19 protein-coding genes, 5 tRNA genes, 1 pseudogene and 1 riboswitch are annotated in these 16,801 nt (G+C 50.0%); of the genes and pseudogenes, 6 read left to right on the forward strand and 19 right to left on the reverse strand.

Annotation, left to right across the window (positions count from 1 at the left end; all coding sequences use genetic code 11):
- The first annotated feature begins 89 nt into the window (after positions 1-89).
- Entirely contained in the window at positions 90-1,142 is a 1,053-nt protein-coding gene (locus tag ACLIN2_RS19925) for an NAD(P)/FAD-dependent oxidoreductase (protein ID WP_400587154.1), read from the forward strand.
- Between the two features lie 146 nt (positions 1,143-1,288).
- Here ACLIN2_RS19925 and ACLIN2_RS19930 read toward each other — a convergent pair.
- The 5 genes from ACLIN2_RS19930 to ACLIN2_RS19950 form a co-directional block, all read right to left on the reverse strand.
- Positions 1,289-1,364 (reverse strand) — tRNA-His (locus ACLIN2_RS19930).
- A gap of 17 nt (positions 1,365-1,381) precedes the next feature.
- A tRNA-Met gene (locus ACLIN2_RS19935) sits at positions 1,382-1,458 on the reverse strand.
- A 37-nt stretch (positions 1,459-1,495) separates the two neighbouring features.
- Positions 1,496-1,571: transfer RNA gene (locus ACLIN2_RS19940), tRNA-Gly, on the reverse strand.
- 9 nt (positions 1,572-1,580) lie between these two features.
- Positions 1,581-1,654: transfer RNA gene (locus ACLIN2_RS19945), tRNA-Glu, on the reverse strand.
- A gap of 6 nt (positions 1,655-1,660) precedes the next feature.
- Positions 1,661-1,753: transfer RNA gene (locus tag ACLIN2_RS19950), tRNA-Ser, on the reverse strand.
- Between the two features lie 264 nt (positions 1,754-2,017).
- Here ACLIN2_RS19950 and ACLIN2_RS19955 point away from each other — a divergent pair.
- Together ACLIN2_RS19955 and ACLIN2_RS19960 are read left to right on the forward strand one after the other, a co-directional pair.
- Positions 2,018-2,263, forward strand: coding sequence for a phospholipase A2 family protein (locus ACLIN2_RS19955; RefSeq protein ID WP_092267912.1), 246 nt, complete (start codon positions 2,018-2,020; stop codon positions 2,261-2,263).
- Between the two features lie 140 nt (positions 2,264-2,403).
- Entirely contained in the window at positions 2,404-2,607 is a 204-nt protein-coding gene (locus tag ACLIN2_RS19960; protein WP_092267669.1) for a hypothetical protein, read from the forward strand.
- A 92-nt stretch (positions 2,608-2,699) separates the two neighbouring features.
- On the opposite strand, the gene thiM is transcribed toward ACLIN2_RS19960, so the two are convergent.
- From thiM to ACLIN2_RS20010, 10 genes are all read right to left on the reverse strand, one after another.
- The gene (gene thiM, locus ACLIN2_RS19965; RefSeq protein ID WP_411501916.1) at positions 2,700-3,509 is read right to left on the reverse strand and encodes a hydroxyethylthiazole kinase; all 810 of its coding nucleotides are present in this window, start codon (positions 3,507-3,509) and stop codon (positions 2,700-2,702) included.
- 21 nt (positions 3,510-3,530) lie between these two features.
- Positions 3,531-4,013: a hypothetical protein gene (locus ACLIN2_RS19970; RefSeq protein WP_246071060.1), complete on the reverse strand. Its 483-nt coding sequence runs from the start codon at positions 4,011-4,013 to the stop codon at positions 3,531-3,533.
- Between the two features lie 306 nt (positions 4,014-4,319).
- Positions 4,320-4,802 carry a hypothetical protein gene (locus ACLIN2_RS19975; protein WP_122959841.1) on the reverse strand — a complete coding sequence of 161 codons (483 nt, stop codon included), beginning with the start codon at positions 4,800-4,802 and terminating at the stop codon, positions 4,320-4,322.
- Between the two features lie 178 nt (positions 4,803-4,980).
- Positions 4,981-5,634: a YitT family protein gene (locus tag ACLIN2_RS19980; RefSeq protein WP_411501917.1), complete on the reverse strand. Its 654-nt coding sequence runs from the start codon at positions 5,632-5,634 to the stop codon at positions 4,981-4,983.
- Positions 5,635-5,910: 276 nt separating this feature from the next.
- Positions 5,911-6,477: a bifunctional adenosylcobinamide kinase/adenosylcobinamide-phosphate guanylyltransferase gene (gene cobU / locus ACLIN2_RS19985; RefSeq protein WP_411501918.1), complete on the reverse strand. Its 567-nt coding sequence runs from the start codon at positions 6,475-6,477 to the stop codon at positions 5,911-5,913.
- An 18-nt stretch (positions 6,478-6,495) separates the two neighbouring features.
- Positions 6,496-7,272: an ABC transporter ATP-binding protein gene (locus ACLIN2_RS19990; protein WP_411501919.1), complete on the reverse strand. Its 777-nt coding sequence runs from the start codon at positions 7,270-7,272 to the stop codon at positions 6,496-6,498.
- Positions 7,273-7,277: 5 nt separating this feature from the next.
- A complete protein-coding gene (locus tag ACLIN2_RS19995; protein ID WP_411501920.1) occupies positions 7,278-8,315 on the reverse strand; it encodes a FecCD family ABC transporter permease in 1,038 nt (345 codons plus the stop codon).
- 1 nt (position 8,316) lies between these two features.
- Positions 8,317-9,303 carry an ABC transporter substrate-binding protein gene (locus ACLIN2_RS20000; protein WP_411501921.1) on the reverse strand — a complete coding sequence of 329 codons (987 nt, stop codon included), beginning with the start codon at positions 9,301-9,303 and terminating at the stop codon, positions 8,317-8,319.
- A gap of 181 nt (positions 9,304-9,484) precedes the next feature.
- Positions 9,485-9,645: riboswitch (cobalamin riboswitch) on the reverse strand.
- A 121-nt stretch (positions 9,646-9,766) separates the two neighbouring features.
- Positions 9,767-10,714: an MBL fold metallo-hydrolase gene (locus ACLIN2_RS20005; RefSeq protein ID WP_411501922.1), complete on the reverse strand. Its 948-nt coding sequence runs from the start codon at positions 10,712-10,714 to the stop codon at positions 9,767-9,769.
- A 76-nt stretch (positions 10,715-10,790) separates the two neighbouring features.
- Positions 10,791-11,729: a phosphotransferase family protein gene (locus ACLIN2_RS20010; RefSeq protein ID WP_411501923.1), complete on the reverse strand. Its 939-nt coding sequence runs from the start codon at positions 11,727-11,729 to the stop codon at positions 10,791-10,793.
- Positions 11,730-11,785: 56 nt separating this feature from the next.
- Between ACLIN2_RS20010 and ACLIN2_RS20015 the strand changes: the two genes are divergently transcribed.
- Entirely contained in the window at positions 11,786-12,364 is a 579-nt protein-coding gene (locus ACLIN2_RS20015) for a pyridoxamine 5'-phosphate oxidase family protein (RefSeq protein ID WP_411501924.1), read from the forward strand.
- On the opposite strand, the gene ACLIN2_RS20020 is transcribed toward ACLIN2_RS20015, so the two are convergent.
- The 3 genes and pseudogenes from ACLIN2_RS20020 to ACLIN2_RS20030 form a co-directional block, all read right to left on the reverse strand.
- Positions 12,353-13,108, reverse strand: a complete 756-nt coding sequence (locus ACLIN2_RS20020; protein WP_411501925.1) for an SDR family oxidoreductase — start codon at positions 13,106-13,108, stop codon at positions 12,353-12,355. The genes ACLIN2_RS20015 and ACLIN2_RS20020 overlap by 12 nt on opposite strands.
- A 277-nt stretch (positions 13,109-13,385) precedes the next feature.
- Positions 13,386-13,496: pseudogene (locus tag ACLIN2_RS20025) on the reverse strand (MerR family DNA-binding transcriptional regulator); the annotation flags it as partial.
- A gap of 145 nt (positions 13,497-13,641) precedes the next feature.
- Positions 13,642-14,931 (reverse strand): APC family permease, encoded by a 1,290-nt coding sequence (locus ACLIN2_RS20030; protein WP_411501926.1) that lies wholly within the window; start codon positions 14,929-14,931, stop codon positions 13,642-13,644.
- 192 nt (positions 14,932-15,123) lie between these two features.
- Between ACLIN2_RS20030 and ACLIN2_RS20035 the strand changes: the two genes are divergently transcribed.
- Positions 15,124-15,483, forward strand: coding sequence for a nuclear transport factor 2 family protein (locus ACLIN2_RS20035; protein ID WP_411501927.1), 360 nt, complete (start codon positions 15,124-15,126; stop codon positions 15,481-15,483).
- A 123-nt stretch (positions 15,484-15,606) separates the two neighbouring features.
- Positions 15,607-15,870, forward strand: coding sequence for a hypothetical protein (locus tag ACLIN2_RS20040; protein WP_411501928.1), 264 nt, complete (start codon positions 15,607-15,609; stop codon positions 15,868-15,870).
- Here the strand turns inward: ACLIN2_RS20040 and ACLIN2_RS20045 are convergent.
- The gene (locus ACLIN2_RS20045) at positions 15,867-16,751 is read right to left on the reverse strand and encodes a hypothetical protein (RefSeq protein WP_411501929.1); all 885 of its coding nucleotides are present in this window, start codon (positions 16,749-16,751) and stop codon (positions 15,867-15,869) included. The two genes, ACLIN2_RS20040 and ACLIN2_RS20045, sit on opposite strands and share 4 nt — an antisense overlap.
- Positions 16,752-16,801: the final 50 nt, after the last annotated feature.

Here is a 16,801-nt window from a genome sequence, read left to right on the forward strand (position 1 = left end):
ATACTTAATTAGGTTGTCATGAGCAAGAAAAGGCATTATAATTTGTTGAGAATGAGAATCACTTACATATAATAGCAGGAGTGATGGATATGGAGCAGTACGATTTATTTGACGTTACCATTATTGGTGGAGGTCCGGCAGGGCTTTACTCCACTTTCTATAGCGGACTTCGCGAAATGAAAACAAAGCTGATGGAGTTCCAGCCGCATTTGGGCGGAAAAATCCATGTGTACCCGGAGAAAATGATCTGGGACGTGGGGGGACAGACACCGATTACGGGTGCCAAACTCATCGAGCAGCTAATCGCGCAAGGGCTTACCTTCCATCCTGAAGTCGTATTAAATGAGAAAGTAGAATCGATCTCTCGCGATGAAACCGGAATTTTTATTCTGCATACAGCGTCTGGCAAGCTGCACTACTCCAAAACCGTCATCGTCGCTGTCGGCGGCGGAATTTTGACCCCGCAAAAGCTGGATCTGGAGGGGGCAGAGAAGTTCGAGGTTTCCAATCTTCACTACACAGTAAAGTCGATCAACTACTTCCAGGACAAAACGGTCATCATCTCAGGCGGAGGGAATTCCGCGATCGATTGGGCGAACGAATTGGAGCCGATCGCAAAGAAGGTTTATCTGACATACCGGAAAGAAAACCTGTCCGCACATGAAGCCCAAGTCACTCAGCTCATGACCAGCTCGGCTACCTGCTTCTTCCAAACCACCATCACGCGACTCGTCGCTTCTGCCAATCGCGAGGTCGTTGAGTATGTAGAACTGACCAATCATGATACAGGTGAGGTCACGACTCTCGCTGTCGATGATGTGATCATCAACCACGGATACGAGCGGGATTCGAGCCTTTTGCGCAACAGCAGCTTGGACATTCAATTGGTTGAAGATTTCTACGTAGCTGCTAGCTCAAACGGAGAATCGTCGATCCCAGGGCTGTATGCTGCCGGTGATATTGTTCATTACGACGGCAAGCTACACTTGATCGCAGGTGCCTTCCAGGACGCTGCGAACGCTGTTAACAAAGCCAAGCAATTTGTACAGCCTGAAGCGAATTCTTACGGAATGGTTTCTTCCCACAATGAGATTTTCAAGCAGCGAAACCGTGAGCTAGTCAAGCAAATGCTGCAAAAGTAAAACTTCACTCCCTACTTCTTTGGAACAGCCAAAAAGCTCCGTTCCTTGCCTCTCGTCAGGTAAGGAGCGGAGCTTTTTCATGATGCTTTAGGCAAACAAAAAAGAGTGTGACAGAGATCTCTCCATCACACTCTTTTCAAAACGTATGGGGCGATCGATGGGACTTGAACCCACGAGTGCCGGAGCCACAATCCGGTGCGTTAACCCCTTCGCCACGACCGCCATACAGTCGATCTATTTGGTAGCGGCGGAGGGAATCGAACCCCCGACCTTTCGGGTATGAACCGAACGCTCTAACCAGCTGAGCTACACCGCCAAGTTTTTTCCTAATCATTACGAAGCTAAAAATACGATGGAGCGGACGAAGGGTCTCGAACCCTCGACCTTCGCCTTGGCAAGGCGACGCTCTACCAATTGAGCTACGTCCGCATGAATAGGTGACCCGTAGGGGATTCGAACCCCTGAATGACAGCGTGAAAGGCTGCTGTGTTAAACCGCTTCACCAACGGGCCAAAATATGGCGGATGGAGTGGGATTTGAACCCACGAGACGGGTCGACCCCGCCTACACGATTTCCAATCGTGCTCCTTCGGCCGCTCGGACATCCATCCCTATTATTTTGCCAACTTGCTCGGCAAGAAATAATCTATCATATCTTTTCTATGATTTCAAGGGTTGTTTTAGAAGTTTTGGCTGATAAAAAAATGTCAAAATTCGGCTCCCTTTCCTCGGAGCAAAATGGAGATCTTTCTCCAAAAGAAGGGCATCCTGCCTAAAGCATTCCTGCCCCTGTTCCAATAATCTAACAGTAACTCTTACAAGCGTGGTGATGCTCATTGTTCAATAAAAAGCGCCGTCGAAATCAATTGCCTTGTTTGTATGGAAATTGGTGCGGCCCCGGTTGTTCTGGACCTGGTGCACCGATCGACGAGATCGACAGATGCTGCAAAAGGCACGATCGCTGCTACGAAAAGCGCGGTTATTTTTCTTGCAGCTGCGACAAGGAGCTGCTCAGATGCTTGGCAAGCAAAAAGCATGATCTCTCCACCGAAAAGGGCAGAGTAGCTGCCATGATCTCAGCTTATTTTACACGCAGTAAATGCATCCCAGATAACCGCTAAAGCGACCATTGACAGAATACTCTTTGTAGTCGATCTTCATACAAAAATCGGTAACAACTTGGACATGATCCTGCCACAAATTGTATGCATTTCCCAGTAATTATTTGGTACTCTAGTTAATGTCCAAGGAGGGTAGCACCGTGGAATTGCACATCTGCACGGACGCCAAGGTGGCAGTGGCGTTAAAGAGAGAAATCATTTGCCATGGAATCTCCCAGTTCTATTTGCGTCCTTACGAAAATGATCAAGTCGAATTCATATTCCTCGCTCTTTCCGAACATCAGAAGAAGCTGCTATCATATGCGTTACGCAATTACAGCTACGCCCTAACATACTTAGCCTAGTCATAGTCCGGATCATTTTCTCCCCACTTTGGGGGGATTTTTTATTTGCAGGAACCAGTTGCTATGACGATGAACCTCTTTCAAGGAGGAGCTTATTCGAGGAATTCCAGCTGTCCTTCTCTATGCACATCATCTACAGTCATCGCTGCCAATTCGTTCAAAAATTGAATTTGGAAGCTGCCCGGACCTTCTCCAGCAGCTTTCGCGGCTGCTTTTTCTGCCGCTACCCCATAGCACACCAGTGCAGCAGCTCCTGCAAACAGTCTGTCCTCGCCTACTGCTGCAAACGCCCCCATAACCGATGTCAACAGGCAGCCCGTTCCGGTTACTTTGGTCAGAATCGGATGGCCGTTACGAATCACATAGGTGCGCTCCCCATCTGTGATTACGTCTTCCTTGCCAGTGATTGCGACAATTGTCCCCAGCCTTTTCGCCGCCTGTTTCGCCAGCGACACAGGATCTCCTTTACCTTCTCCCGCGTCGACGCCTTTGATTTCCCAAGACTCCCCAACTACATTCGCGATCTCGGCCGCGTTCCCTCGCACAATGGAAACGGCTACGCTCTTGACCAATTCCTGCGCTGTTTCCGTACGATAAGCGGTTGCTCCTGCCCCCACCGGGTCAAAGAGTACCGGAACACCGTGTTCGTTCGCAGATTTCCCTGCGATGTGCATGGCTTCCACAACCTTGTCATCCAAAGTCCCCATATTCAGCACGAGTGCACCTGCTATTTTTGCCATGTCCGCAACCTCTTGCTTGGCATACGCCATCACGGGAGAGGCTCCGAGTGCCAATAGTCCATTGGCCGTAAAATTGGTGACGACAACGTTCGTGATATTATGAATGAGCGGATTCACCGCTCTCACTTTTTCCAAAGCTTGTCCGACTCGATCGATGCTCATGAAAAAATGCCCCTTTCAGTATTAGGAGTCAGGAATGATTTTATGTATTTCCAGTACGTTTCCCAATTCTGCGTGTTCCCGCCCCACCCCTATGATGATATAGGATCTACCTACAAGAGGCAATTGTCTGGCACTTCCGATTACGGCTACCCGCTCCCCTTCCTTTGGCATGACGTAGCCATGGTAACGGGGATGTCCATCATCCGCTTGAATCAGCTCGTATTGCTCGAGAACGCCCGTGACTTTCGTCCGTTCATCCTCGTAGCCAATCCGATTTTCTTCGACCCACTTCTCCTTTAAATCATCCACGGATAAATCCTTCCAATTGACAAGGAAGGCCCAGTCCTTTGAATGGGGAAAAATATGTTTTGTTTCTTCTAAAAAGTGATTGTATTCCGTATGTAATTGATCAATATAATGATCTTCCTCTTCGGAGATGACACGGATGGAATCTTCTCCGCATGTATGAATATGATGGGCAAGGTATTTGAAGGATTCGATCATGTCAAAGTTCCCCCAACCCCATGCCTGTTCACCGAAAACTCCCCCGCGAGTTCGGCATTTCTGGCAACTGAAGTAGTAGTATGTAGGCATATGTTCCCCTGTCTCCCTTTTTCGTCTCTATTCTGGTATCGGATGTATATGTGATGGGATTTATGTTACATTGGAACCGATTTTCACGCGAGGACACAATTATTCTGCTATGGTTATCTCCTACTTATGCCTTGATTCGCCTTCGCTTCAAAGTCTCCCTGCATCACATTACTCACGTTTTGTCTAAAATACAGGATATTATGCCCAGTTTTTCCTTTAGGACGATCGATGTGCTTCGTATTTTTCCATGTTGTAGGCAAAAAGGCGTCGCTCAAACTTACCTTTGGCGCCGATTAGCTGGTACCACTTCTCCCCAATCAGCAGGTCCGTCGAAAGATCTTTTTCCAAAAAATATTGGATGTTGCGTCGAACAGCTTCTTCCTCTTCTTTCTGGTCTTTCCAAGATAATGCTACTACAAAATAAGTTGTCTTATCATCTATTTCCAGCAATTCCAGGCGAACGATCCCTTTCTTTTTTGCGTTGAGCTCCTCCACCACTTTTCTCAAGCTTTTCTCGGCGTCCAGATGGTATTTACTCGCCTCTCTCCAGCTTGAGATGCAGGAATCGTACAACGAGAAGGTGAGAATGTAATGAATCGAATAATCCTGTGGGACAAAGACCTCCTCAATTCCTTCCTCATTTTCTTCCATGGGGATGACCACAAATTCCTTGTAGTTTCCAAAGAAATTTTCGCTCATACGCATTTCCTTTCTTTCGTCCTACATAAGATGATGGCATTCCTATTCGATATTATCTACTCGCGCGCGAAATATTACGGTACCAAATATTACGTAAAAAAGACCTTGCCCAATCCTTTAGGCAAGGTCTTTCCCATTTTCTTTTCTATTCGCACGTCTTTCAACAAGAATCTCACTATTATCTGTGTGTCACGGATACACTTCCATGACCCTCTTCGACTTCTTCGGCAACCACTGCATGGGAAGTCACTGTCCACGTAATGACACGACTGGAAATGACAACGGCCAAGATCGTAAAGACCATTTCTTTTACAGGCACATACCAGAAAGACAATGTCAAAACCATGACGTCCAGCAAGAGAAAAATGGTACCAATCGAAAGGCCCGTGTATTTGCTCAGCAGCAAGGACAAAATATCGTCCCCTCCGGTAGCTGCACCAAATCGCAGTACCAATCCCGTACCCAATCCAGTCAAAATACCGGAAAGAATAGAGGCCACAGGCATCATGCTGCTCAAGTCAACAACAAGCGGCGAATACCGTTCAAACAAATCATAGAAAACGGTAAACGACAGGGATGCCAAGATCGTATCCCCAATGAATTGACGTCCTCTTACCAGCCAAGCCACCAAAAAAAGTGGGATGTCGAGCAAGAGCATCACGGTCGCTGGAGACAGGTCAAAAGCGTATTTCGCCACCAGACCCAGACCAACGAATCCACCCTCAGACAGGTGGTTTTGAAAATTAATGTGATAGTAGGTAAAAGCTAATAAACACGCGCCAAACAAAATCAAACTATACCGTCGGATTACTTGCAGCGCTCTCCTCATCATGAATTCCCCGCAATTTTGTCGGTTTTGGCACAGACGGCCAACCGACTATGGAGGTAATTCGCAGGTATAAGTCGCTACTCATACAAAAGACCTCGCTTCCGTAGTAGGCTGGTCGTCTAAAAGTGACGAACGACTACTACGAAGCTAGATGTAGGAGAGGTCAAAACGTTTCCAGATCGTCCTATAGGGACGCATGGTATCCTGATCCCTTCCATTGCTTTTCTTTTATTATACCACAAAAAAGACGAAAACGCGAACCTGCTTCAGGTCCGCGCCTTAGAAAATGAACTCCCTGCTTTTCAATTCAACCGGAATACCAGCCGTAACGAGAAAGACCCGATCGCATACCGCGGCAATTCGCTGGTTCATGACACCTGCCAGATCGCGAAACAGGCGCCCCAGCGGATATTCGGGAACGATGCCGTATCCGACCTCGTTGGTCACCAGCAGCAGGGTTCCGGGGAAGGCTCGCAGCGTATCCACAAGTAACGCCATTTGCTCCTCGATTCGTTCCACTTCCCTGTCCTGCTCAAAACGCAGCAGCCAATTCGAAAGCCAGAGGATCAGACAGTCCACCACAACTACCGTCTCCTCCTCCCACAGCTTTGCGGCTGCAGCCAGCTCTCGTAGAATGGCATTTAACTCATGCGGCTCTTCGATGGTATCCCATGGAATAGCTGCCTGTGCTCTGCGCAGCTGATGCTTTTTGACCCTCTCCTCGAGTTCTTCATCAAAAACGGGAGAAGTAGCGATATAGATCCCCTTTGCACCCAGACGCGCCGCATATTTTTCGGCGAATGAGCTTTTGCCACTCTTGGCGCCACCCGTAATCAGCACGACCATGTGGTTCCCCCTTATCTATCAAGATCCTGCTTGCAGAATGATCTGTGGACGATGATGCACGGGATGCTCCATTACGATTGGTTTCGTTCCGTACACTTGTTCAATCAGCGCGCTTTGCAAAATATCCTGGGGGTTCCCTACACTGATTTGATTTCCTTTGTGCAGCATCAGAATCCGATCACAGTAGAGCGAAGCCAAATTTAGATCATGCAGGACAGCTACGACTGTTACTTGCGTATTCTTCTGCCAGCTGCGGGCAATATCCATCAGCTGTATCTGGTACCCAATATCCAAAAACGTCGTCGGTTCATCCAGCAGCAGCACCCTTGGCTTTTGTACCAAAGCTTTCCCTAAAGCGACACGCTGCTTTTCTCCTCCGCTTAGCTGGTCCAGCGTACGCTCGGTAAGCTCGCCGAGTCCAAGCTTTTCAATGACTTCTTCAATCAAGGGAGTCGGGTCCTCTGGTTCTTCTCCCAACCAGTTCTGATAAGGAAATCTGCCCATCTCCAGCACCTCTCGCACGCGAAAACCCACGGGAGGGAGGGCTTCCTGCTCGAGGACAGCCAAAAGGCGCGCAAGCTCTTTGCGGGAATAGGAGCCCATTCGTTTGCCATCCAGGGAAATTTCACCGCCATCTGCAGGCACAACCCCTGAGATCATTTTCAGCAGGGTAGATTTTCCGCTTCCATTTGGGCCGATAATGCCAAAAAACTCGCCACGAGCTATGGAAAAGCGGGCGCCCTTCACGACCTGCTTGCCGTTGTACGATTTATGTACGGAAGCTACCTCAATCACTGGACTTATCTCCCTCCAACCCGCTTATTCTTTTTCAAAAGGTAGGCAAAAAACGGTGCACCCAGGAATGCCGTAACGACACCCAATGGAATCTCTGTCGGCACAAGCAGCATCCGGGCCAGCGTATCTGCCCAAAGGACGTAAATTCCGCCAAAAATCGTGGACATCGGTAAAAGGATTCGATAATCTGGTCCGACCATCATGCGTACGAGGTGGGGAACGACTAGCCCGACGAAACCGATAATTCCGGAAATGGAAACAGCTGCAGCCGTTAAAAGCGTTGCGACAATCAGCACGACGAGCTTCGTCCGATCCACATGCACCCCGAGGTGAGCTGCCTGCCTTTCCCCTAGCGCAAACAGATTTAGTGCACGCGAATACGTTGTCAAAATGATCAAGCCGACGAGCAGATAGGGAAACAACACATACGTAAACTGCCAGCCGCGAAAAGACAGGCTTCCCATCAACCAGAATACAATTTCATTGACGGTCTGGTCCGAGAGCGAGACCATAAAGGACACGAGTGAGCCGAGAAAAGCCTGAACGACAACACCAGACAATAGCAGCGTCTCCGTCTGCAGCTTCCCCTGTGTATTCGCCAAGCGCATTACGATCCACAAGCTGAGAAAGCCTGTAAAAAACGCTATAACAGGCGTACTCCACTCGCCAAGAAAGGAAATATGCAGGCCAAACAGAATCAGGAAGGCTGCCCCTACGGCCGATCCGGAAGCCACTCCCATGGTATACGGATCAGCCAAGGAATTTCGGAGTACTCCTTGAAACCCAGCCCCAGCCAGCGCCAGACAAGCACCCACCAAAATAGCCAGTACCACCCGTGGAAAGCGAACCTTCATGACGATCTGCTCGGCTGACTCAGGCCAGCTCACTGATACGATTTCGGAGAGGCCCGGCACCTGATGCAGCATGATCAGCCAGACTTGAGAGAGCGGCAAATTCGCTGCTCCAAGCGAAATGCTAATGATCACGGATGCAAGCAACAGCAAAAGGCTAGCCCCGCTCCAGATAACCAGTCTCCCTTTCATCCTATTTCACCAGATCTGGATAAATGGCTTTTGCGACTTCCTTCAAGCCCTGGGTAATCCGCGGGCCTGGGCGAGACAGCGTGTTTTGATCCATTCCGTAAATTTGCGACTCACGAATCGCTTTGATTTTTTCCCAGCCGCTGCGGTTCTTGATGATATCCTCAAGCTGCTTCCCTGTCTTTTCATCCGTGATGCCATTAGCATACAGGATCACATCCGGATCATCCTTGACGATTTTTTCCTCGCTGATCGGATTCCAGCCTACTGTATCCGAAGCAATATTCGTCGCACCGGCAAGTGAGATCAGTTCGTCCATGAACTCGCCTTTTCCAACGGTCCAGCCAGGAGAGAACTCCAGATAGACTTTTTTCCGGTCTTCCTGCTTTACGTTTTTCACGGCATCTTGTACGCGGGCGATGTCGTCCTTCATTTGCGCGACCAGTTTCTCTGCCTGCTCCTGCTTATTCGTAATTTTCCCCATCACCAGAATGTTGCCCATGATATCATCCAGCTTTTTTGGCTGTGTCACATAGACTGGCATACCCAACGATTTCAATTTTTCTGCCACAGGCTTTTCCATGGAGATTCCGCCAATGACAAAGTCAGGACTTTGGGACAAAATGGCCTCCTCGTTTGGCTTTACGACCCCGCCGACTTTCGGCTTCGACTTCGCAGCATCAGGATAATCATCGTAATCAGATACTCCGACGATCCGATCATCCAGCCCTAGTGCAAACAATATTTCTGTTTCCGCAGGTGAGGTCGAAACAATCCGCTCCGGTGCTTTTGGGAAGGTCACTTCTTTTCCCGTGGCATCCGTGACTGTCAAAGGATATACCGTTTCCTTGGCTGTCGCCTCTGCCGGTTTCTGTGCAGCTGCTTGCTCTTGTGCTGCAGGCTGAGCTGGCTGCGCAGGCTGGTTATTTCCACATCCGACCAGGCTTACGGCAACCAGGAACGGAATGGACATTTTCCACAATCGTTTCATTTCAAAATCTTCCTTTCTTCTCTCGTTGACCTAGGCGAATCTGCCATAAGCGAGCGCAAAAAGACCCTTTACTCCTGCGTTAGAAGTGAAGGGTCGGCTTTTCAGGTCCCAAATGGCGAAATCGCATTGAACTTTATCTGCCATAGACAATCAATCCGGCCGATCCTTTCCGCGAAGGAACCCAGCAGGTAAGCATACAGGCAGGTCTCCTGGCTTTCGGGGAGAAACCCTTCTTTCGGGTTACACCCTTTTACAGTGGCGGGACCGCGCCGGATTTGCACCGACTTCCCTTTTCACCTCGTCCGTTTGTCAACGCGAGGCACCTGTTTGCGAGTACTCCTATCCAATTGTCCCATGCTCTCATACTTCCCCACCATGATAGCATTCCTTAGGAAAAAAAACTAGAAATCTTCCCAGCACAAGAGCGGCTCCACCAGAACTCGCTGGCAAAGCCGCTCTTGCTTTATCCGTTTTTCTTTTGGAGGTAATCTACAATGCCCATGGCGCAGACAGTCAGATCGACCTGAATGATCTTGTAAATCTCATGCTCGTCTGCCACTCCCAATTGGCGCAAAAAATCAGTGACCCGATGCAGGAGCCTTTGCGCGAGATCGTCCTGCGTCAAGCCTTGTGCAAGCACATCTTCCCCTTCTCGAACAAAAACAGGCAGCCACTCACTGACTTGACGAAATGCGTCTTCTACTTGGTCAGTCATGCCAAAGTGTCCGAAGTAGAGCCTGTCCAGCTTTCGTTCCCGATATCGTTCGATAGAAGCCAGCATTTTGTCTGGATTGAACTGATTGGGTGACGTGGATGGCAACACGAAATGGATCCCTTCCTGACGAAGCTGAGGATAGTGCACGCCAGCGGTATCCCCGGTAAACATGCCGTTGCTGACCGGATCGTAAATACTGAAGTGGTGATTGGCATGCCCTGGAGAATCCATGAACTCCAACGTGCAATTCGGCCCAATCTGAAGCGTCTCTTTGTCTGCTTTAATCATCAGTCGGTCTTCTGGAACCGGAACGATCGGGTCGAACAGCTCGTCAAACTGGTCACCGTACACGGCATGTGCACCTGCTATCAGTCTACTGGGCTCAACCAAGTGACGCGCTCCCTTTGGATGAACCACGATGGTCGCATTCGGACATTCCTGCAAAAACAAGCCGGCACCACCCGCATGGTCCAAGTGTATGTGGGTCACGATCACGTATTTGACTTGCTCTGTCGAATACCCTAGCTTTGCCAACCCTTCCCGAATATAAGGGACGGAAGGGCTTGGCCCCGTTTCAATCAAAGTCAATTGTTCTTCCTCAATGACATAGGTGCCTGTTCTCTCTGGCCATCCCATGTCGAAACCGTCAATCAGATGGATGCGCTGCCCCAATTGGAGTGGCTCTTTTGGCTGCATTTCCGCTCTTGCCTCCTTATTGGATAGGAATATTTCCACTTTACCATAAGAAGGGAACAGGCGAAAACCAATCACCTCACCTAGAGACTCGCTCCACCAAGCTTTTGGCATATTCTTCGAGACGATCAGCGATCAAGGCATCGGTCAAGCCTGTAAAGCCCAGTGCTGTCCAGCCGGCATACACCTGAGGCGGTCCAAACAAAATATCAGTCAAGGAAACAAGGTCCCAGTACGGGTCATACCTAAAAGATTCTCCTGCTTCCTGCTGGTACGCCGACAAAAACGCATCAGCCGTTTCTACGTCATAGAGCTGGGCAAGGTTGACTCGACAGTGACCTACATCAACGCCCACTGGTCCTACGCAAGCATTCACCCAATCGACTACCCCACTTACCTCTCCATTTGCCCAAAGCACATTGGTCGGGTGATAGTCTCTGTGAATAAATCTCGGAGGAAATACCGGGCGCGGCTGCTTTACAAAGTCGATTACCTGCTGCCACATGGCTCGATCCTTTCCCCAACCCGGTGCCTCCAGTGTTTCGAGGTTTTGGTATGTAGCGTACTTCCAGGGGAAGTCGTCTGTATCTCTGTTGTGTATGGTGGCGAGTGTGCTCGCCAGTCCATTGATCCATCCCTGCTTGTCACGGGGCTCTAGAACAACGGAGCCGATCAGGTGAGACATGAGCACTGCAGGAACATTGCCATGCTCTCCTGTTTCGTCGTAGGCGATCAGCTTTGGCGTCGGTATCGCCAATCGCTCCGCATGGCGAAGACTTGCCGCTTCATGCCATGCCAAGTCCGGCTCTTCCCGAAGCCAATCCTCGTTGTTGAACTGCCGGATAACATAGTTCTGCTCTACCCCCGATCGTCGCAGCGTGATACGATGAATGAGGGAGGAAATTCCTCCCTGAAGCTGTTGAACGTGGAGGACCTCAGAAGCTGCTTCCACGGATGCAACGATCCATCGCAGGACCCGCTCTGGCATATCCATTTCCTTTGTGCGGTCGCTTGTCATAAGCAGTCCTTCTTTCGCAGATTTCCTTGCACCCATTTGATAGGGAGGTGTATGACTTGGGAAAACAATTTTCCGAGATCTTACCTGAGCATGAAGCTTTCATCAAAAAGCAGCATCTGTTTTTCGTCGGCTCCGCTCCATCTGATGACCTCGGCCATGTAAATCTGTCACCAAAAGGCTATGGCACGCTGCGAATTCTCTCCTCGACAGAAGTCGCCTACCTCGACCTGACCGGCAGCGGCAATGAAACAAGCGCCCACCTCGCTGAGAACGGGCGCATTACCATTATGTTCGTGGCCTTTGAAGGCCCACCTATGATCCTGCGTCTGTACGGAAGGGGACAAGTCGTTTTGCCTGATACTCCCGAATGGAATCAGCTTGCCCCTCACTTTGAACTGCTCCCAGGAGCCCGGCAAATCATTGTGGTGAACGTGCAGAGCGTCAAGACCTCGTGCGGCTTTTCAATCCCGTATTACTCCTATGAAGGAGAACGTGACACGCTGCAAAAATGGGCGGTAGCCAAAGGGGAGGATGGCCTTACCGAATACCACCGTGAGAAAAATACCACCAGTATGGACGGACGCGTCACTCCACTAGGAGAACGACTTCGAGATACTACGGGTTCAACGACGTAAAAAAGCACCTTCGGAGTTGATGACCTGCCCCGTGATCCACTGCGCTTCTTCGCTGGCTAAAAAAACGGCCAAGCGTGCCGCGTCCTCTGGCTGTCCCATACGCCCGAGTAAAAATTTGGGCACAAGCTCTTCCTCCAATGCGGGGGACATCCAGCCGGTATCGGTCGGACCCGGGTTGATCGCATTTACAGTAATACCGAGCGGCGCCACCTCTGCAGACAGAGTCAGGGTAAAGGCAGAAATGGCTCCCTTGCTTGCCACATACGCCAATTCCCCGAGCATCGGGCCCTGACCTTGTCCAGACGTGAGATTGATGATTCTTCCCGTTTCCCGGTGGTCTTGCTTGATGCGCCGGGCGAATTCTACACTCAGCAAACAGGTTGCCCTGACATTTACGGCATAGTGCGCGTCCATTGTCGCTGCATCCAATAGCTCGAAGCCTTCTCTCGTTGAATAGGCGGCGTTGTTAACCAGGATAGTGGGGGCTCCGATTGCAAGCGCAGCCTTGTCGAGCAGCTGCCTGGGCGCTTCTGGGTCGGCCAAATCGATGGACATCCCCCCGCAGCGTACCCCGTAACCCTCGATTTCTGCTCGAAAGCTGTCTGGCCACTCTTTCTCCGCCTGCCAATGAGCGAAAAAGACATCCGCGCCCTCCTTTGCAAAGGCGCGAGCAATCGCTGCCCCTATGCCCTTGTTATGACTCACTCCTGTAATGACGGCAACGTTCCCTTTGAGCCTCTCCATCCTATCCCTCCTTCGTCGATCAACCCTCTTTTCATTTATTTGGCTACCTTCTTTCCAATTCCTGTTTTTTCGTTATATTGCCCTCGTAAATGAAACAAGACTGCCGGTGAAGCTCTACAGTCTTCTGCGCAAGCTCTCCTGCCGGATCCTTCGTTTCCATTGCTTTCACCAGTGTCTGCAAGATCTCATTCGCCATTCCTCCAGCCGGGCATGCTCTTCCTTTGTCATCCCTTTGAGCTTCTGATAGGACTTGTTGATTTGCTGCTCCCCGTACTTGGCCCGAATTATTGATTCTCGCCGGCTTGCGAATGCCAATCTCGTCGTAGTATCGGAGCGTCCGGGTACTAACGCCCGCCAGGAGCCCCAGTTTTTGTACGGTATATTCCATGGTCATCCCTCCTGACAAATTCATCGTACACGTTGACGCACCGTCAAAGTCAATAACCAATCGAACTGCGATTTTGCACGCATTCCCCCTAGTTTTCGGCACATGAAAAAAGACTCATACCCCGCTACGGGAATGAGTCCTCGATTTATGACGTTATGGATACCTTTGCCTTTAGCCGTTGCTTGCGCCTTTCCCACAGCTGCAAAAAGACGACGATCGCCACTGGGTACAAACCGGCCCAACCGAGAAAAGGGTACAGACCAAACGAGACGATCAGGGAAATCCAGGCGCAGAGTTTGCCCAAGCGAGAATCACGCAGCAACCGCACTCCCGCAAAGCATCCTCCAATGTAGGTCGCAAAAAAGGTGGCATTCGGCAATTGAATCAGTTGGGCAAACGAAATCACCCCGCTCGCCAAGAGAATCAACACCACGATAAACGCCATTGAAATGAATGTAAGTCCTCCAATGGGAGTCTTGTATTTCGAATGCAAGATGCCGAACCACTTCGGGGCAATTCCTTCCTGCGCAAGTGAATAGGCGATGCGCGAGGCGGCGCTTACATAGGCATTCGCCGAGGCAATACAGATGAACAATGCCGTTACAGCGACGATCCATCCGCCGATCGGTCCTAGTGAGAGCTGTACCATAACGCTCAGGGAAGCCGCTGACTTCTGGCTTCCGTAGCTATGTGTCGCAACGGTCAAAAACGCGACGGCAAAGTAAAGCAGGGCAACGACTCCCGCACTCCACAGAACACCGCGAATCGCGTTTTTTTGTGGATTGACAAACTCCTGCGAGAGATGAGTGACCGCTTCCCACCCGATAAAGCACCAAAACAAGAGGACCGCGGTTTGCATGACACTGTACCAGCCGTTTGGCATGAATGGGGTAAAGTTAGCCGCGTCATAGTGAGGAATGGCTGTGAATATGGCGAGCAGCAGGATGGCGATAATCAGCGAAACGACGATCGTCTGTACTTTGCCAGCCAGCTGCAAGCCGAATACGTTCATCAGGAGAACGATGAAGAAGATCAGGGCTGCCATCATATAAGTCTCGCTATCTCCCCAATGCATCAATATCGCAAAATACTTGGCTCCCGTCACTCCCAGGATCGGACCGCCTATCGGCACAGACAAAAGAAAAAACCAGCCTACCGCGTTGCCAAAGCGATCTCCGTAGGCCAGACGGACGAAATGAGAGACTCCTCCTGAGTGAGGGTGCCTAGCCGATAACAGCCCCATCGTGATCGCCATCGGAAGGACGAGAATAGACATGACCAGCCATGCCAGTATCGAAGCAGGACCAGCCAGCTCGGCGGTCAGTCCCGGGATGAGTAGAATTCCCGAGCCAACGACCGCTCCCACATAAAGCGCTACAATTTGAGGTAACGATAAAATCTCTTGGAAAGCGGATTGCACGGGCGTTTGTTTCACGGTAAATCCTCCCTTATGGCCAATACTCTCATCTTACTTAGAATTTGACCTGCTAAAAGGGGCAATTTTCTGCAAATCGAGAAGGTCAGTTTTTCATCCTGATTGCTCGCTTTTCCCCTCTTCTGCTACCATAGAAAGGAATGAGAATGACCATCATGCTTGCGAACGAGCAGAACTCAAGGAGGCAGTCATATGTCAGAAAAGAAAACACCCGAGCAAGTCGTCCAGTTGCAGTTGGATTACTATAACAAACAGGATGTAGCAGGCTTCGTATCCACCTACACATCCGACATCGAAATCACGGAGCACCCGAGTGGAAACGTGCTCGTGCGGGGAGAAGATGAACTGCGGGAGCGCTATGCCAAAATGTTTGCAGCCAATCCCAACAATCGTGCGGCTATCCAAAATCGGATTGCATTTGGTTCATTTGTCATCGATCTAGAGGAAGTCAGCGGCCGGGACAACCGGGAACCGTTTCAGGCTGTAGCGATTTATGAGGTAAAGGATCAGTTGATCAAGAAGGTAATGTTTTTGGAAAAAGAGCAAGAATAACCGCTTCTCATTCTCTGAATCCTCACGTTTTTTCAACAGACGTGCCTTTTTTAAGATAAACAAAACGGAGAGGAGCGCCCATGGATTCTATCACGCATACCTTGTTAGGGTTGGCGCTGTACGGTGCAAAAGAAGAAGGATAGCGCGACCAAGAGCATGAAGAAAAGTCTCTTCTTCATGGCACTGGTGCTCAGTCAATTCACGGCTACAGGAGAAGTGATGTATCAGATGCCCTTTGTCGTTGTCGTCGATAACGAAGAAGCGCTGGGCATCTATGACCCACGCTTTTACCGGCGGGGAATCCTTTCTTTCCGAAGCGATCGAAAAAAAATAGAGCGGAGTTCTTTCTCCGCTCTGCTCTCTATTTCCTTGCGCAGGACACACTAGTCGCCCAATGTTTTCCAGTACTCGTAAGAATGCACAGCAATCCCGCCATAGGATGCATGCTCAGCCATCAGGATCGGAAGCTTCGTGATCTCTTGGTTCAGATACGCTGCACCTTCCTCATAAAAGGAAACAAAATTGCCTTCGCTGCTCTCTTTGGTTTCTACGCCAAGCATGATCTTCTTCCCAAGGGCATCTGCGTACCCCAGCTCTTGCACGACGAGAGAGGCAATACTGTTAGGTCCATCTACCCTATCCCGGTAGGACATGATCGCCACATGGTCGTGCTGGGCAATCATCCACTGGCTGAGTGTCATGTCTGGAAGATCCGGCAGCTCGTATTTGTCCAGCCAAAAAGGAATGTCACAGCCAGTCTCAAGTTGAGGGTCTTCATGGGCTAGTTCCAGATAGGCATTCACATTCTCCCGCCATTGGCCCATGACGTCAGCCTGATCACTCTTCCACTCTGGCAGCAGATACGGCTCGATGTCCACATGCACGCCGCTGATTTTTTCCTCTTCCAAAACGCTTTGGTTGTATTGATGCACCCAGCTTACAAAGGCTAACACCTTCTGCTGATTGGCTCGCAACCCCCAAGCTGGGCTGCCGCTGAGTGCATGCACCTCGATACCGACCCGGCGAGCATCTCTGATAAATGCCTGATAGTACGAGGGCTTTTTCGTGATGTCGATTTGCAGATACAGAAGGTTTACTCCTTGCTTCTTACTGAATGCGAGAATCTCGTCCGGCTCCGAAGCAACCAGAGACGTGTGCCACAGCCAAACCGCTTTGCGTGGCGCTTCTTGCGGTGATGAAAACCCCGTGATCAAAAGAAATAATGATAACAAACAAACGTATGCCGACAATCGTGCTGCAGCCTTCAATTTCCTTCCTCCAAATGCACTATAAGATTTTTCCCTACTACTCATATCGG

The sequence above is a fragment of the Brevibacillus centrosporus genome (assembly GCF_046622605.1).
GTDB classification, from domain to species: domain Bacteria; phylum Bacillota; class Bacilli; order Brevibacillales; family Brevibacillaceae; genus Brevibacillus; species Brevibacillus centrosporus.

Bases quoted from the DNA above. Each gene is read 5' to 3' on its own strand.
- ACLIN2_RS20010 (WP_411501923.1), bottom strand. From the start codon at position 11,729: ATGACAAGCGACCGCACAAAGGAAATGGATATGCCAGAGCGGGTCCTG.
- ACLIN2_RS19980 (WP_411501917.1), bottom strand. From the start codon at position 5,634: ATGATGAGGAGAGCGCTGCAAGTAATCCGACGGTATAGTTTGATTTTG.
- cobU (WP_411501918.1), bottom strand. From the start codon at position 6,477: ATGGTCGTGCTGATTACGGGTGGCGCCAAGAGTGGCAAAAGCTCATTC.
- ACLIN2_RS20005 (WP_411501922.1), bottom strand. From the start codon at position 10,714: ATGCAGCCAAAAGAGCCACTCCAATTGGGGCAGCGCATCCATCTGATT.
- ACLIN2_RS19970 (WP_246071060.1), bottom strand. From the start codon at position 4,013: ATGATCGAATCCTTCAAATACCTTGCCCATCATATTCATACATGCGGA.
- ACLIN2_RS19925 (WP_400587154.1), top strand. From the start codon at position 90: ATGGAGCAGTACGATTTATTTGACGTTACCATTATTGGTGGAGGTCCG.
- ACLIN2_RS20020 (WP_411501925.1), bottom strand. From the start codon at position 13,108: ATGGAGAGGCTCAAAGGGAACGTTGCCGTCATTACAGGAGTGAGTCAT.
- ACLIN2_RS20000 (WP_411501921.1), bottom strand. From the start codon at position 9,303: ATGAAACGATTGTGGAAAATGTCCATTCCGTTCCTGGTTGCCGTAAGC.
- thiM (WP_411501916.1), bottom strand. From the start codon at position 3,509: ATGAGCATCGATCGAGTCGGACAAGCTTTGGAAAAAGTGAGAGCGGTG.
- ACLIN2_RS20035 (WP_411501927.1), top strand. From the start codon at position 15,124: ATGTCAGAAAAGAAAACACCCGAGCAAGTCGTCCAGTTGCAGTTGGAT.
- ACLIN2_RS19995 (WP_411501920.1), bottom strand. From the start codon at position 8,315: ATGAAAGGGAGACTGGTTATCTGGAGCGGGGCTAGCCTTTTGCTGTTG.
- ACLIN2_RS19975 (WP_122959841.1), bottom strand. From the start codon at position 4,802: ATGAGCGAAAATTTCTTTGGAAACTACAAGGAATTTGTGGTCATCCCC.